The 13,584-nt window shown below is 70.4% G+C and carries 15 protein-coding genes; 8 read left to right on the plus strand and 7 right to left on the minus strand.

Going from position 1 to position 13,584, the window contains the following annotated elements:
- Window positions 1-11: 11 nt before the first annotated feature.
- Complete coding sequence (locus ACWD5Q_RS12285; protein ID WP_451426926.1) at window positions 12-1,217, plus strand: cytochrome P450; 1,206 nt, start codon at window positions 12-14, stop codon at window positions 1,215-1,217.
- Window positions 1,218-1,790: 573 nt separating this feature from the next.
- Here the strand turns inward: ACWD5Q_RS12285 and ACWD5Q_RS12290 are convergent.
- The gene (locus ACWD5Q_RS12290) at window positions 1,791-1,994 is read right to left on the minus strand and encodes a cold-shock protein (protein ID WP_043442843.1); all 204 of its coding nucleotides are present in this window, start codon (window positions 1,992-1,994) and stop codon (window positions 1,791-1,793) included.
- Window positions 1,995-2,348: 354 nt separating this feature from the next.
- Between ACWD5Q_RS12290 and ACWD5Q_RS12295 the strand changes: the two genes are divergently transcribed.
- Together ACWD5Q_RS12295 and ACWD5Q_RS12300 are read left to right on the plus strand one after the other, a co-directional pair.
- A complete protein-coding gene (locus ACWD5Q_RS12295; protein WP_451426927.1) occupies window positions 2,349-3,197 on the plus strand; it encodes a menaquinone biosynthetic enzyme MqnA/MqnD family protein in 849 nt (282 codons plus the stop codon).
- A gap of 59 nt (window positions 3,198-3,256) precedes the next feature.
- A complete protein-coding gene (locus ACWD5Q_RS12300) occupies window positions 3,257-4,003 on the plus strand; it encodes a prepilin peptidase (RefSeq protein WP_451426928.1) in 747 nt (248 codons plus the stop codon).
- Window positions 4,004-4,141: 138 nt separating this feature from the next.
- Here ACWD5Q_RS12300 and ACWD5Q_RS12305 read toward each other — a convergent pair whose 3' ends face one another.
- The gene (locus ACWD5Q_RS12305) at window positions 4,142-4,294 is read right to left on the minus strand and encodes a hypothetical protein (RefSeq protein ID WP_451426929.1); all 153 of its coding nucleotides are present in this window, start codon (window positions 4,292-4,294) and stop codon (window positions 4,142-4,144) included.
- A 258-nt stretch (window positions 4,295-4,552) separates the two neighbouring features.
- Between ACWD5Q_RS12305 and mqnC the strand changes: the two genes are divergently transcribed.
- Window positions 4,553-5,767: a cyclic dehypoxanthinyl futalosine synthase gene (gene mqnC, locus ACWD5Q_RS12310; protein WP_451426930.1), complete on the plus strand. Its 1,215-nt coding sequence runs from the start codon at window positions 4,553-4,555 to the stop codon at window positions 5,765-5,767.
- Between the two features lie 172 nt (window positions 5,768-5,939).
- Complete coding sequence (locus ACWD5Q_RS12315) at window positions 5,940-6,590, plus strand: hypothetical protein (RefSeq protein WP_451426931.1); 651 nt, start codon at window positions 5,940-5,942, stop codon at window positions 6,588-6,590.
- A gap of 272 nt (window positions 6,591-6,862) precedes the next feature.
- On the opposite strand, the gene ACWD5Q_RS12320 is transcribed toward ACWD5Q_RS12315, so the two are convergent.
- Entirely contained in the window at window positions 6,863-7,417 is a 555-nt protein-coding gene (locus ACWD5Q_RS12320; RefSeq protein WP_451426932.1) for an NADPH-dependent FMN reductase, read from the minus strand.
- A 295-nt stretch (window positions 7,418-7,712) separates the two neighbouring features.
- Between ACWD5Q_RS12320 and ACWD5Q_RS12325 the strand changes: the two genes are divergently transcribed.
- A complete protein-coding gene (locus tag ACWD5Q_RS12325; RefSeq protein WP_451426933.1) occupies window positions 7,713-8,408 on the plus strand; it encodes a demethylmenaquinone methyltransferase in 696 nt (231 codons plus the stop codon).
- A 130-nt stretch (window positions 8,409-8,538) separates the two neighbouring features.
- Here the strand turns inward: ACWD5Q_RS12325 and ACWD5Q_RS12330 are convergent, their stop codons facing one another.
- Both ACWD5Q_RS12330 and ACWD5Q_RS12335 read right to left on the minus strand, forming a co-directional pair.
- Window positions 8,539-8,877: a PASTA domain-containing protein gene (locus ACWD5Q_RS12330; RefSeq protein ID WP_451426934.1), complete on the minus strand. Its 339-nt coding sequence runs from the start codon at window positions 8,875-8,877 to the stop codon at window positions 8,539-8,541.
- A gap of 93 nt (window positions 8,878-8,970) precedes the next feature.
- Window positions 8,971-9,477 carry a GNAT family N-acetyltransferase gene (locus ACWD5Q_RS12335; protein ID WP_451426935.1) on the minus strand — a complete coding sequence of 169 codons (507 nt, stop codon included), beginning with the start codon at window positions 9,475-9,477 and terminating at the stop codon, window positions 8,971-8,973.
- A 47-nt stretch (window positions 9,478-9,524) separates the two neighbouring features.
- Here ACWD5Q_RS12335 and ACWD5Q_RS12340 point away from each other — a divergent pair, with 47 nt between their 5' ends.
- Entirely contained in the window at window positions 9,525-10,859 is a 1,335-nt protein-coding gene (locus ACWD5Q_RS12340) for a geranylgeranyl reductase family protein (protein ID WP_451426936.1), read from the plus strand.
- Window positions 10,860-10,932: 73 nt separating this feature from the next.
- On the opposite strand, the gene def is transcribed toward ACWD5Q_RS12340, so the two are convergent.
- Entirely contained in the window at window positions 10,933-11,571 is a 639-nt protein-coding gene (gene def / locus ACWD5Q_RS12345; RefSeq protein ID WP_451426937.1) for a peptide deformylase, read from the minus strand.
- A gap of 91 nt (window positions 11,572-11,662) precedes the next feature.
- Between def and ACWD5Q_RS12350 the strand changes: the two genes are divergently transcribed.
- The gene (locus ACWD5Q_RS12350; RefSeq protein ID WP_451426938.1) at window positions 11,663-12,190 is read left to right on the plus strand and encodes an ArsR family transcriptional regulator; all 528 of its coding nucleotides are present in this window, start codon (window positions 11,663-11,665) and stop codon (window positions 12,188-12,190) included.
- Window positions 12,191-12,332: 142 nt separating this feature from the next.
- Here ACWD5Q_RS12350 and ACWD5Q_RS12355 read toward each other — a convergent pair whose 3' ends face one another.
- The gene (locus ACWD5Q_RS12355; RefSeq protein WP_451426939.1) at window positions 12,333-13,136 is read right to left on the minus strand and encodes a C40 family peptidase; all 804 of its coding nucleotides are present in this window, start codon (window positions 13,134-13,136) and stop codon (window positions 12,333-12,335) included.
- Window positions 13,137-13,584: the final 448 nt, after the last annotated feature.

Raw genomic sequence — 13,584 nt, forward strand, 5'->3', positions numbered from 1 at the left:
GAGACCGCACGATGACCCCAGGCAACGAACCCCTCATGTGCCCGTTCGACTTCAGCGAGGGCCTGGAGTTCGACCCCTCGCTCACGAAGCTCATGGCCCGCGACTCCCTCACCCGTATCCGGCTGCCGTACGGCGACGGCGACGCCTGGCTGGTCACCGGCTTCGAGGGGGTGCGGCAGGTGACCAGCGACCAACGGTTCAGCCGGGCGGCGATCATCGGCACCGACTACCCCCGGCTGACACCGGAGCCGATCGTCTCCCCGGAGTCCATCAACGTGATGGACCCGCCGCACAGCAGCCGGCTGCGCCACCTCGCCTCCCAGGCCTTCTCCCAGCGGCAGGTGGAGCGGATGCGGCAGCGCATCACCCGGCTCGCGGACACCCTGCTCGACGAGATGGAGGCGCAGGGGCCGCCGGCGGACCTGGTCGAGCATCTGTCGAACCCGCTGCCCCGGCGCACCATCTTCGACGTCCTCGGCATCCCCGAGAACGACTGGGACCGGATGCAGGAGTACGTCCACCAACTGCTCGCCACCGGCCCGGACAGCCGCGAGACGGCCGCGGCCGCCAAGGCGGAGCTACGGGCGTACTTCGGCGAACAGGTCGAACAGCGGCGGCGCGCCCCCGGCCCCGACCTGATCAGCGCGCTGGCCGCCGCGCGGGAGGGCGAGGACGCGCTCGACGACCAGGAACTGGCGGTCATGGCGCTGACGCTGGTGCTCAGCGGGCAGGACACGGCCACCTGCCAGATCAGCGACATCGTCTATCTGCTGCTGACCCGCCCCGCGCTGATGCGGCACCTCCACGACCGGCCGGACACCCTGTCGGCCACGCTGCACGAGATCCTGCGCTACATCCCCTTCCGCAAGGGGGTCGGCATTCCCCGGGTGGCGCTGGAGGACGTGGAGATCGACGGGGTACGGATCCGGGCGGGCGACTACGTCCATGTGTCGTACCTGACCGCGAACCGCGACGCGGAGCGCTACCCGGACCCGGACGTCATCGACCCGGACCGTCCCACCTTGCCCCATATGACCTTCGGCTGGGGCGGCCACCGGTGCATCGCCGTACCGATGGCCATGGCGGAACTGGAAGTGGCCATCGGACGGCTCCTGGAACGCTTCCCGCACCTGCGGCTCGCGGTACCGCCGGAGGAGATCCGCTGGGACACGGAGACGATCCGCCGCTTCCCGCTGGAGCTTCCGGTGGAGTGGTAGCGGGTCACATGGCCGACTCCCGGGCGACGAACCGCATGCGTCCGGTGCGCAACAACTGTTCGAGTTGCTTGGCATGGATCTCGCGTCCGCCGATCGGCCTCTCCGGGACGGACTGCTCCATCACGGGTCGGGTCCGTCCGGGAGCGGGCCTGAAGGACTCGGTGAGGTCGCCGCGCGCCACGCACTGCTCGGCCTCCCGGATCGCACCACGGCGGGCCGTACAACGATCCGCTGAGTAGGGCGTCGGGCTCTGGCGCGCGGGGCCCGTCCGCCGCAGCATGTCTTCCAGCCGTCTTCCGGGCGCCTTTTGCGCATGATGCGGAAACGCGGGGTGATTCCGGGCGGGGCATCGGGGCCGGTTGGGTATATGCGGGCGGCGGCCGCGGTGGTGAACCGGTGGGAAACCGGCGGGAAAGCGCGTGCGCAAAAAAGCAGGAGCCCCTTGCGCCGGATGGCGCGGGGGGCTCCTTGGGTACTGCTGTCCGTTCCGGATCAAAGCATCGGACTCAATGGGCCGGAAGGCCGGTGAGCCGAAGGCCTGGAACCGAAGACCGAAAACTCCGGGTCAGCGACTCAGATGGCCGTGACGTTCTCCGCCTGCGGGCCCTTCGGGCCCTGGGTCACGTCAAAGCTCACCTGCTGGTTCTCCTCGAGCGAGCGGAAGCCGTTCGCATTGATCGCGGAGTAGTGGACGAAGACGTCGGGGCCGCCGCCTTCCTGGGCGATGAAACCAAAGCCCTTTTCGGCGTTGAACCACTTCACGGTTCCGGTAGCCATAAGCCCTCCTTGGGCCCAAAGGGTTGCCCTGCTCCAGAACCTGCAAGTGTGAAAACTGAAGCGCCGCACAACTGCATGTCTCTGAAAACGACGAGAGCCCGCGGTCACATGCTCCGCAGGCTCTGTACTGCAAGGAAACCAAACTGCAACTTGCGGCGAGCCTAGCACGCGGGCAGCCGAAAGCAATAGGGGGCAAGATCACTTCACCCGAATGTTTGAACGGGTATGGGCTGAACTGACGACACGGTGTCGAAGAGTGGACGAAGGGGTTGACACCGGCGAGCCGACAGGTATCCGAGGCCGCTCGCCGCCCCTGAGGCAGGCACCGTACCGCACGGGGTCTAGTCTCGCGATGTGGACAATTCTCGCACCCGGCCGCGCGTCGGCCACATTCAGTTCCTGAACTGCCTGCCCCTGTACTGGGGGCTCGCGAGAACCGGAACGCTCCTGGATCTGGAGCTGACCAAGGACACCCCGGAGAAGCTCAGCCAGCAGCTGGTGCGGGGCGATCTCGACATCGGCCCGATCACCCTGGTCGAGTTCCTCAAGAACGCCGACGACCTGGTGGCCTTCCCCGACATCGCGGTCGGCTGCGACGGCCCCGTGATGTCCTGCGTGATCGTCTCCCAAGTCCCCCTGGACCAGCTCGACGGCGCCCGCGTCGCCCTCGGTTCCACCTCGCGGACCTCGGTGCGCCTCGCCCAACTGCTGCTCGCCGAGCGCTACGGGGTGACACCGGACTACTACACCTGCCCGCCCGACCTCAGCCTCATGATGCAGGAGGCGGAGGCCGCGGTCCTCATCGGCGACGCCGCCCTGCGCGCCAACCTCCACGACGGCCCGCGCTACGGCCTCGCCGTGCACGACCTCGGCACGCTGTGGAAGGAGTGGACGGGCCTGCCGTTCGTCTTCGCGGTGTGGGCCGCCCGCCGCGACTACCTGGAGCGCGAACCGGACGTCACACGACGGGTGCACGAGGCGTTCCTGGCCTCCCGCAACCTGTCCCTGGAGGAGGTCGGCAAGGTCGCCGAACAGGCGGCCCGCTGGGAGGCCTTCGACGCGGCCGTGCTGGAGCGGTACTTCACGACGCTCGACTTCGACTTCCGGGACCCGCAGCTCGCGGCGGTCACCGAGTTCGCCCGGCGGGTCGGGCCGACCACGGGCTTCCCCGCGGACGTGAAGGTGAGGCTCCTGGAGCCCTAGCGGGCTCTCCCTGGGGCACTACCCTGCTGGGAGGCCGTACGGGGGAGGGGGGTGGTGCCATGCAGCCGCTTCAGGCCGGTGAGGTGGACCTCTGGCCGGCCGTCGGCGCCGCGGTGTGGGGTGCGGGCGTCGGCGTGCTGGTGCCCCGGGTCGCGTACCGGCTCTGCGTCGAGCCCGAGCGGCCGTGGCGCGACCGGTGTCCGCACGGGCACCCCATCGACGGGTGGCTCGGCCGGGCCCGGTGCGCCGACGGGCGGGCGTACGGCCCCCGGACCGTCCTGGTGTGCGGGGTCACCGCCCTGGTCTGCGCCGCCCTCGCCCTCGCCACCGGCACCCGGCCCGAGCTGGCCGTCTGGCTGCTGCTCGCCCCCGTCGGCGTACTGCTGACGATCGTGGACTTCCGGGTGCAGCGGCTGCCGGACGTGCTCACCCTGCCGCTCGCGGCCGCCGCCCCGGCCCTGCTCGCCGTCGCGGCGGCCCTGCCCGGACACGCGGGGCACTGGCGCACCGCGCTGCTCGGCGCCCTCGTCCTCGGCGGCGTGTACTACGCGCTCTTCCTCGTCAATCCGAACGGCATGGGCTTCGGTGACGTCAAACTCGCCCTCGGGCTCGGCGCGGTGCTCGGCTGGTACGGCTGGCCGGCCGTGGTCCTCGGCACCTTCACAGGGTTCCTCCTCGGCGGGCTGTACGGGCTCGCGCTCGTGCTCGCGCGCCGGGCCGGGCGGCGCACCGCGATCCCGTTCGGGCCGTTCCTCATCGCCGGCGCCCTGGTGGGGCTGCTGACCGGCGCGGGCGGCAGCGGCTGATCTCCTCGGAGAACGGCGCGATGGCCGCCCCCAGGACCAGGGGCGGCCATCGCAAGATCCCTGCGCCGACTCGGTGGGGGACCGGAAGCCGGTCCTCGCACCCTTCCGGCGGCAGCGGATCGATCCACCGGCGAGCTGTTACCAGTCGTGGCCGGGGGGCGCGGCCTGCGTGGTCTTGTGGCCGGGGTTGTCGGTCACCGAAACCGTGGCCACCGCGCCGAAGGCCAGTGCGGCCGCGACCAGTCCTCCGACGACGGCACCCAGCTTCATCCCGAGAATGCGTCGCTTCATGTCGTCCTCCTTCCGTATGAGATGTCTCTGTGGCAATGAAGAAGTCTGCTTCCGGTTAGGCGCGGGCGGGGGAGCGATCCCCACTTCGGTGCACGAAGAGGCAGCGAACGACGTCATAAGTGCAGCTCCGGAATGCCCCCGGGCGATCGTGGGCAGCCGGTTCCTCCGCCGGGCGGGCGCGGCCTGACGTCGGCCCGGCGAAGCCCCTGGCGTAGGCTGACTTGGTCCGTCCACAACCCTTACGAAAGGGACGCCCCGGTGACCGAGAAGGCCGACCTCACGTCTTTTGATGTCACAGCCGTCCTCGACCGGGCCGCCGCCGGTGGGCGGATCACCCCCGAAGAGGCCCTCGTCCTCTACCGCGACGCCCCGCTGCACGCGCTGGGTGCCGCCGCCGACGCCGTACGCCGCCGCGCGTACGCCGGTATCGAGCACATCGCGACGTACATCATCGAGCGCAACATCAACTACACGAACGTCTGTGTGACGGCGTGCAAGTTCTGCGCCTTCTACGCGGCTCCGAAGGACACCGCCAAGGGCTGGACCCGGGACCTCGACGACATCCTGCGCCGCTGCGCCGAGACCGTCGAACTCGGCGGCACCCAGATCATGTTCCAGGGCGGTCACCACCCGGACTACGGCGTCGAGTACTACGAGAAGCACTTCCGCGCCATCAAGGAAGCCTTCCCGCAGCTGGTCATCCACAGCCTGGGGGCGTCCGAGGTCGAGCACATGGCACGGATCTCGGGCGTCTCGGTGGAGGAGGCCATCACGCGCATCCACGCCGCCGGACTCGACTCCTTCGCCGGGGCCGGCGCCGAACTCCTGCCCGAGCGGCCCCGCAAGGCGATCGCGCCCCTGAAGGAGAGCGGCGAGCGCTGGCTGGAGATCATGGAGACCGCGCACAACCTCGGCGTGGAGTCGACGTCCACCATGCTCATGGGTACCGGCGAGACCAACGCCGAGCGCATCGAGCACCTGCGGATGATCCGTGACGTACAGGACCGCACGGGCGGCTTCCGGGCCTTCATCCCGTACACCTACCAGCCCGAGAACAACCATCTGAAGGGCCGCACCCAGGCGACCCTCTTCGAGTACCTGCGGATGATCGCGATCGCCCGCCTCTTCCTCGACAACGTCCGGCACATCCAGGGCTCGTGGCTGACCACCGGCAAGGAGGTCGGCCAGTTGTCGCTGCACTACGGCGCGGACGACCTCGGCTCGATCATGCTGGAGGAGAACGTCGTCTCCTCGGCCGGTGCCAAGCACCGCTCCAACCGCCAGGAGATCATCGACCTGATCCGGAAGGCCGACCGGGTCCCGGCGCAGCGCTCGACGACGTACGAGCACCTCGTCGTGCACGACGACCCGGCGAACGACCCCGTCGACGAGCGGGTCGTCTCCCACATCTCGTCGACGGCGATCGAGGGCGGCACGGCCCACCCCGAGCTGAAGCTGCTCGCCTCCAACTAGTGCCCCGGCAGGCAACGTTCACCCCGTCGCGACGCCCGGCACGCACTCTCGCCGCACCGCCCGAAAGCCCAAGTACATCCAGTACGAGGACTTCCGGGCGGCACGCCGAGAGCACGCACCGGACGCCGCTCCTTAACGGGCAAACGTTGCCTGCCGCGGCACTAGGACGCGCGTGCTGACGATCCATGCCGCCGATCTCCTGGTCACCGGGGACCGGCGGCCCGCCCTGCCCGGTGGCGCGGTGCTCGTCGACGGCCGGACGTGCGCGGCTGTCGGCCTGTTCGAGGAGCTGGCGGCGGCGAGCCCGACGGCCCGGGTGCGGCGCTGGCCGGGACTGCTCACGCCGGGACTGCTGAATCCGTACGGGCCCGAACTGCTGGAGCGGGCCTACCATCCCGACCCCCGCGAGGCCGGCGAACCGGGCACCGAGCCGCTCACGGGCGAGGACCTCACGGCGACGGCGATGAGTGACGCCCGCTGGGGCGCGAGCGCGCGGCGCGGAGTGCAGCGGATGCTGGCGCACGGCACGGTCGCCGTGGCCGGACGCCTGTCGCGGCCCGCCGTGGTGGACGCCCTGTACCGGGCGGGTCTGACCCAGGAGGAGCGCTTCGAGCGTCCCACGGGCCCGCCGTCCCTCGACCCGCTGGCCGGGCGGAGCCTGGCGGAGGCGATTGCGCTGCCGCTTCCGCCGGACGGTGGGGACGGCTGGGACGCGACGTTCGCCGTCTTCGACGTCCCCGACGAGGCCGCCCTCGTCGAACGCGGGGCCGGGACGTGCGTGGCGACGGTGATCGCGGGCCGTCTGCTCCACCGGCGGCGGTAGTGCTGTGGCCGGAAAGGTTTGCCGGGAAGCCCGCGGCGTCCGGTGCTGGGGGTGCCCCCACGCCTTTCAGGCAGTGGGGGAGCATCGCACGGCGGAGCTGATGCGGCGAGGACCGTACGAGAGCGATCGCATCCCGCTTGAACTCGGCCGTGTACCGCTTGCTCATGTTGTTCTTGCCGCTCACTACGTGGACTGCTTTCTCCGGGACTCAACCGTCCCGACATCAGGCTGTCCAGTTCAGCGGGGGAACCTCAGGGGAACCTCACTCCGCGTCAGGCGAAGGTGCCGTTGTCCTCGCGCGCCTCGGCCGCGGCGCCGGCGAGGTCGTCCAGGAGGTCGCGCAGGGCGGCCACGGTCGGCTCGTCCGTGACCCTGCCGTCCGCGATCTTCCGCGCGGCCTGCGGGATGCGCAGGTCCTGCGGGATCACCTGTGCCCCCATCACGGTGAGGGTCTGCGACAGCCAGGCCCGGGCGTTGTCACCGCCGGTGATCGCGGTGGACGCGCTGACCAGGGCTACCGGCTTGGCTGCGATCTCGCCACCGCCGACCAGCCACTCCAGCGCGTTCTTCAGCACGCCGGAAGTGCCGTGGGCGTACTCAGGGCTCGCGATGAGCACACCGTCGGACGTGCCGACCGCGGAGCGCAGCTCGGCCACGATGCCGGGCAGTGCGGTCTCCTCGACGTCGACGTTGAAGAAGGGGAGGCGGCCCAGGTCCGGCCAGACGACGAGTTCCCGCGGGGCGATGGTCAGGTCCACCGCTGTGCGCAGCACGGACGCGTTGAACGACCCGGATCGCAGACTTCCGCACAGACCGAGGATCTTCATGCCGATCAGCCTACGTTCCTGAACGTCACCGGCAAGGAGAAAAGTGCTCGGGAGACGGTGGAGGGACGGTGGGACGGCTCACCGTCCAGGGCCGGTTCGGGCAGTTTCGCGAACACCAGCGGTACGGCGACGCGCGCCTCCAGGCGGGCCGGCGGCGCCCCCAGGCAGTGGTGGATGCCGTGGGGACCGGTCCGGGGCGCGGTACCCCCTCGTGGGACGGGTCGAGGACCTGGCCGCCCGGCGGAAGCCGAGGCTGCTGCCGTGACGCCGTACCCCCTCCTGCCACAATGGGACGGTGACCCGCGCATCCCTGGACAAGCAGCCGCACGTAGTCGCCTCGATGTTCGACGACGTGGCGGAACGGTACGACCTGACGAACGACCTGTTGTCCCTCGGCCAGGACCGGGTGTGGCGCAAGGAGGTCACGAAGGCGGTCGACGCGCGTCCCGCGCAGAAGGTCCTGGACCTGGCGGCGGGCACGGCGACCTCGTCGCTCCCGTTCACGCGCCGGGGGGCCTATGTGGTGCCCTGCGACTTCTCGCTCGGGATGCTCCAGGTCGGCAAGAGGCGGCACCCCTGGATGCCGTTCACAGCGGGCGACGCCACGCGGCTGCCGTTCCGGGACGACGTCTTCGACGCCGTGACGATCTCCTTCGGGCTGCGCAACGTGCAGGACACCGATGCGGCGCTGCGCGAGCTGTACCGGGTGACCAAGCCGGGCGGGCGGGTCGTGATCTGCGAGTTCTCGCATCCCACGTGGGCGCCCTTCCGCACGGTCTACACCGAGTACCTGATGCGGGCGTTGCCGCCGGTGGCCCGCGCGGTGTCGTCCAACCCGGAGGCGTACGTCTACCTCGCCGAGTCCATCCGCGCCTGGCCCGCCCAGCCGGCCCTCGCCGAGCGGCTGGGCAAGGCGGGCTGGTCGAACGTGGCGTGGCGCAATCTGACGGGCGGCATCGTCGCGCTGCACCGCGGGTTCAAGCACGGCTGACGGAAGCCGCCGACGCCCGGGAGCGGCCCGGGGCCGGGAAGGCTGATGGGGGCCGGGAGCGGCCTGGGGTGGGGAAGCCTGCCGGTGGCCGGGAGCGGCCCGGGGCAGGCAAGGCTGCCGGAGGCCGGGTTCACCTGAGCACCTCGAAGGCGTCTCCGGGTGCGTCGAGTTCGCGGCGCAGCCCGCCCGGGGGCGGGATGGGCAGCCGTGGCTCGCGGACCCCGGCACCTCCGCCGCCCTCGCCCTCACTGAGGTCGAACCACACGGTGACCACGGCACCGCGCGGTACCTCGGTGCCGGGCAGGGGATATTGGCGTACGACGTAGTCGACGACGGTGCGGTGGAAGTCCGGCCGGTCGGGAGCGGCGAGGGCCACGCCCAGCTTCGCGGCGGCCTCGCATGCGTCCATCGCCATCAGACCGACCAGGCGCGGCACGCGAACGTTGGGCGTTTTGGGTGTTATGGGCATAGATGTCACCCCCAGCGGTACGGGAAGGGTAACCGGCCGAGGGTGCCACCCGGAAGAGCTGCGCTTCTTTCTGTAGCAGTTGGCTACTCCACGTCACAACGCCAGTCTGTAGCAGTGTCCTACCTGCTGCGATGCCGGCGTCGTGAAGACCTCGGCAAGGCTCATGCCCAACCGCCGGGTGACCGCGATCGACCTGGCGTTCCGGCCGTTGACCATGGCCACCACGCCGTCCACGCCCGCCGCGCGGACCCGCTCCAGGGTCATCCGCGCGGCCGCCGTGACATACCCCTTGCCCCAGTGCTCCCGCCCGAGCCGCCAGCCGATCTCGATCTCGCCCCGCGGCCCCCAGTCCTGCGGCCAGGGCTGGGCGCCGGTGAAACCGATGACCTGACCGGACTCGTCGAGCATGGTCCACAGACAGAAGCCGCGCTCGGCGTCGTGCCGCCGCTGCCGGGCGGTGAGTTCCTCGTAGACGGACAGCTCGGCCGATCTGCCGCCGTGGAACTCCATCACATCCGGGTGGTCGAAGACCCGGTGCCAGGCGACGGCGTCCTCGTCGGTGGGAACGCGCAACCGTACTACAGGGAGAGCTCGGTTCACGGGGCAGCCCTTCAGCCGGGTGATCAATTCTGCTGAATAGACTGCCCATGTCCAGTGCTCGTCAGCACGCACAATTCGAACCTTGGGGAGATCCCGCCGTGACCGAGCCCCTCTCCGACAACACCGCCGATGTGATCGTCGTGGGCGCGGGGCCAGCCGGCTCCACGACCGCGTACCACCTGGCCAGGGCCGGACTCGACGTCCTCCTGCTGGAGAAGACCGAGTTCCCCAGGGAGAAGGTCTGCGGCGACGGCCTCACCCCGCGCGCCGTCAAGCAGCTCGTGGCGATGGGCGTCGACATCTCCGAGGAGGCCGGCTGGCTGCGCAACAAGGGCCTGAGGATCATCGGCGGCGGTGTCCGCCTCCAGCTCGACTGGCCGGATCTCGCCTCCTTCCCGAACTACGGACTCGTCCGCAAGCGCGACGACTTCGACGAGCAGTTGGCCCGGCAGGCCCAGAAGGCGGGCGCGCGCCTGTACGAGCGCTGCAACGTCAGCGGCCCCGTCGTCGACGACCGCACCGGCCGTATCACCGGCGTCACCGCCAAGCTGGGTGAGGAGAAGCGCGAGGTCACCTTCCACGCGCCGCTCGTCGTCGCCGCGGACGGCAACTCCACCCGGCTCTCCCTGGCGATGGGCCTGCACCGCCGCGAGGACCGTCCGATGGGCGTCGCGGTGCGTACGTACTTCACCTCTCCGCGCCACGAGGACGACTACCTGGAGTCCTGGCTGGAACTGTGGGACCGGCGCGGCGCCCAGGACCGGCTGCTCCCGGGCTACGGCTGGATCTTCGGCATGGGCGACGGCACGAGCAACGTCGGCCTGGGCGTGCTGAACACCTCCGCGTCCTTCAAGGAACTGGACTGGCGCGAGGTGCTCAAGGCCTGGTGCGCCTCGATGCCTCAGGACTGGGGCTACACCCCCGAGAACATGACCGGCCCGATCCGCGGCGCCGCCCTGCCCATGGCCTTCAACCGCCAGCCGCACTACACCAAGGGCCTGCTGCTCGTCGGTGACGCGGGCGGCCTGGTGAACCCCTTCAACGGCGAAGGCATCGCGTATGCCATGGAGTCGGGCCAGATCGCCGCGGACGTCATCGTCCAGGCCGTGGCCCGCGCGACCCCCGCCCAGCGCGAACTGGCCCTGCGCAACTACCCGAAGATCCTCAAGGACACCTACGGCGGCTACTACACGCTGGGCCGCGCCTTCGTGAAGCTGATCGGCAACCCGAAGGTGATGAAGATCGCGGCACAGCGGGGCCTGACGCACCCGATGCTGATGAAGTTCACGCTGAAGCTCCTGGCCAACCTGACGGACCCGACGGGCGGCGACGCGATGGACCGGGTCATCAACGGCCTCTCCAAGGTAGCTCCGAAGGCGTAGCCCTGCGCACGGTTCCGTGCGCGCCCAGGCTGAGGGCGTACGTGCCCCTGCGGGCTGTGGAGGCGTGTGCGCTCTACGGGGTGCTCAGCTCGGCCGCCTTGGCCGCGCGTCGCGCGAACACCTCCTCGCGCCGCTCCGCCATCTGCCGGAGCGCGTCCTTGCGGTCGCGCTTCGAGAGGCGGTCCAGATAGACGTGACCGCTCAGGTGGTCCGTCTCGTGGAGCAGGCAGCGGGCGAAGTAGCCGGTGCCCTCGATGACGAGTGATGCGCCGTCTTTGTCCCGGCCGCGGACGACGGCCCGGTCGGGACGGGGCACCTCCCGCAGGGCGCCGGGTACCGACAGACAGCCCTCGGGCTCGTCGAGGAGGCGCCGGCCGGCGGTTCCGGGCTCGTCCACGACCGGGTTGACGAGGTGGCCGACGTGCCGGTTCCCGTCCTCGTCCGGGCAGTCGTAGACGAAGAGCCTGAGGTCCACGCCGACCTGGTTCGCCGCGAGTCCGCAGCCGTCGGCCACGTACATGGTCAGGAACATGTCGTCGATGAGCGCGGCCAGTTCCGGCGAGCCGAACTCCGCCGCGGTGACCTCGCGGCAGGGCCGGCGCAACACCTCCTCGCCCACCTCTGTGACCCGCCGCACCCTGCCGCGCCCCGCCTCCGGCGCTCGTAGGGGGTACGAGTCGACGCGCTTCCCCGACAGGAACACCCCCGGCATCCGCCGCTCCCTCGCGCACGGGCGGACCGCACCGGTCCGCCGGATCCCCTACCGTTTGCCAACTGCTTTGCAAAGTAGCACACTTTGCAAAGTGACTGAGGAAGAAGTGGCTGAGGAAGAACTCGACCGGCGGTCCGACGAACTGCCGGAACACGACGTGCGCACCGCTCTGTTGGACCTGCTCGCCGAGGTGGGCACCGTGACCGCCACGGAGGCCGCCGCCCGGCTCGGCTACAGCTCCGGCCTGTGCTCCTTCCATTTGCGGCAACTCGCCCGGTACGGACGCATCGAGGAAGTGCCGCAGAGCCGCGGGCGGGCCAGGCCGTGGCGGCTGCGGGGGCGGCCCGCCGAGCCGCGGGGCTTCGGGGAGCTGGCCCGTGGTCTGGAGGACGAGAGCTACCGGCAGTGGCTCGCGCAGAAGGACGGCGTGCCCGAGGAGTGGCAGCGGGACGAGGCGTTCAGCGCGGTCGTCCATCTCACCCCCGAGGAGATGACCGCCGTCGCCGAAGCGGTACGCCGTGAACTCGACCGGTACCGGGACCGGGAACAGCGCCCCACGCTCCGCCCCGCCGGGGCCCGTCCCGTCGCCGTCGTCACGCGGGTGTTCCCTTTGGTGTGAATTCTGCCCGGGGGCGCGCCTGGGTGGGGGCACGTCAGGGCAGCCGGAAGGGCCGCCGTGCCGTGTGGCAGCGGCGGCCCTCAGTCCGTGGAGCCGGTGACGCGCGTAGGCGCCATGGCGTCCGTACGTGGCGGGGTGCGGGTCAGAGCACCCGGACCGCGCCGGTCGGCGGGTCGTACGACAGCGGCTTCTCCACGACACCGGTGGAGGGGTTCTGCGCGCCGACGAACATGCCGTCGCCGACGTACACCGCCACGTGGTACGCGCTGCCCGCGCCGCCCCAGTAGAGGATGTCGCCCGGCTGCAGGTTGCTCAGCGAGACCTGGGTGCCGGCGGTCGACTGGCTCTGCGACACGCGCGGCAGGCTGACGCCGATCTGCTTGAACGCGGTCTGCACGAGGCCCGAGCAGTCCCATGAGTTCGGGCCGGTGCTGCCCATGACGTACGAGTCGCCGATCTGCGCCTTGACGAAGGCGATGACCGCGGCGGCGGACCCGGTGGCCGTGGACGTGCCGGCGGACGTGGGCGTGGCGGCCAGGGTGGCCCGCTCGGCGCTGCGCGAGGCGGCGGCGGCCGCCGCCTTCTTGCGCTCGGCCTCGGCCTTCCGCTGAGCCTCCGCTGCCTTCTTCTTGGCCTCCGCGAGGTCCGCCTTGGCCTGCTGCGCGGCGTGCGCGGCGGCCGAGTCGCGCTCGGCCTGAAGCTGGTAGTCGGCGGCGGCCTGCTGGGTGGCTTCCGCGGACTGGGCGACCTGCGCGGCCAGGTCGGCCGTCAGGGTGGGCAGCTCGAGGGTCTGCGTCACCGGCTCGGCGGCGTTCGCCGAGGCCGACGCACCGGCTACGGCCAGCGTGCCGAGGACGCCGCCCGTCACTCCGGCCCGCATCGCGATCGTCGACGCGCTGCGGTTGCGGGGCTTCCGGTGGCTGCGTATGTGAGCGGTGTGGGACATGAGTACAAGCGGTATCAGGGGCTCCTCCATACCTTCAAGAAACGTGTGCTGCGCCACAGTTGTTCAACCGCGACCCCAAACCCCGGGCGTGTCGCTCTTTATTGACGCCGTAACGGGCATAGCGGACACTCGTCATCAAGCCTTTGATCACGGGTTTTCATTGTTACGTCCGGATTGCGCCGCGCTTATCACTGGTCGCGACGCGTGGCCAAGCCCGCTTTATGGCGACCTCGCACGGATGTGGCACAGGTCACGGAACGGTCACCGCCCCGACGGCGTCTCGCGCACGAGCGACGCCTCTCGCCGCTCGCGGCCGCGCGCACGTTCACGGGTGACCGCATCCGCCTCATTTGTGAATGTGTGCACGCGTCCACATTTCGACCCGCCACTCCCACGCAGGTGTGAACGCGCTCCTTTATCAAGGGATCCTGTGCACCGCGAATTTGCC

The sequence above is a fragment of the Streptomyces sp. NPDC002513 genome (assembly GCF_053595355.1).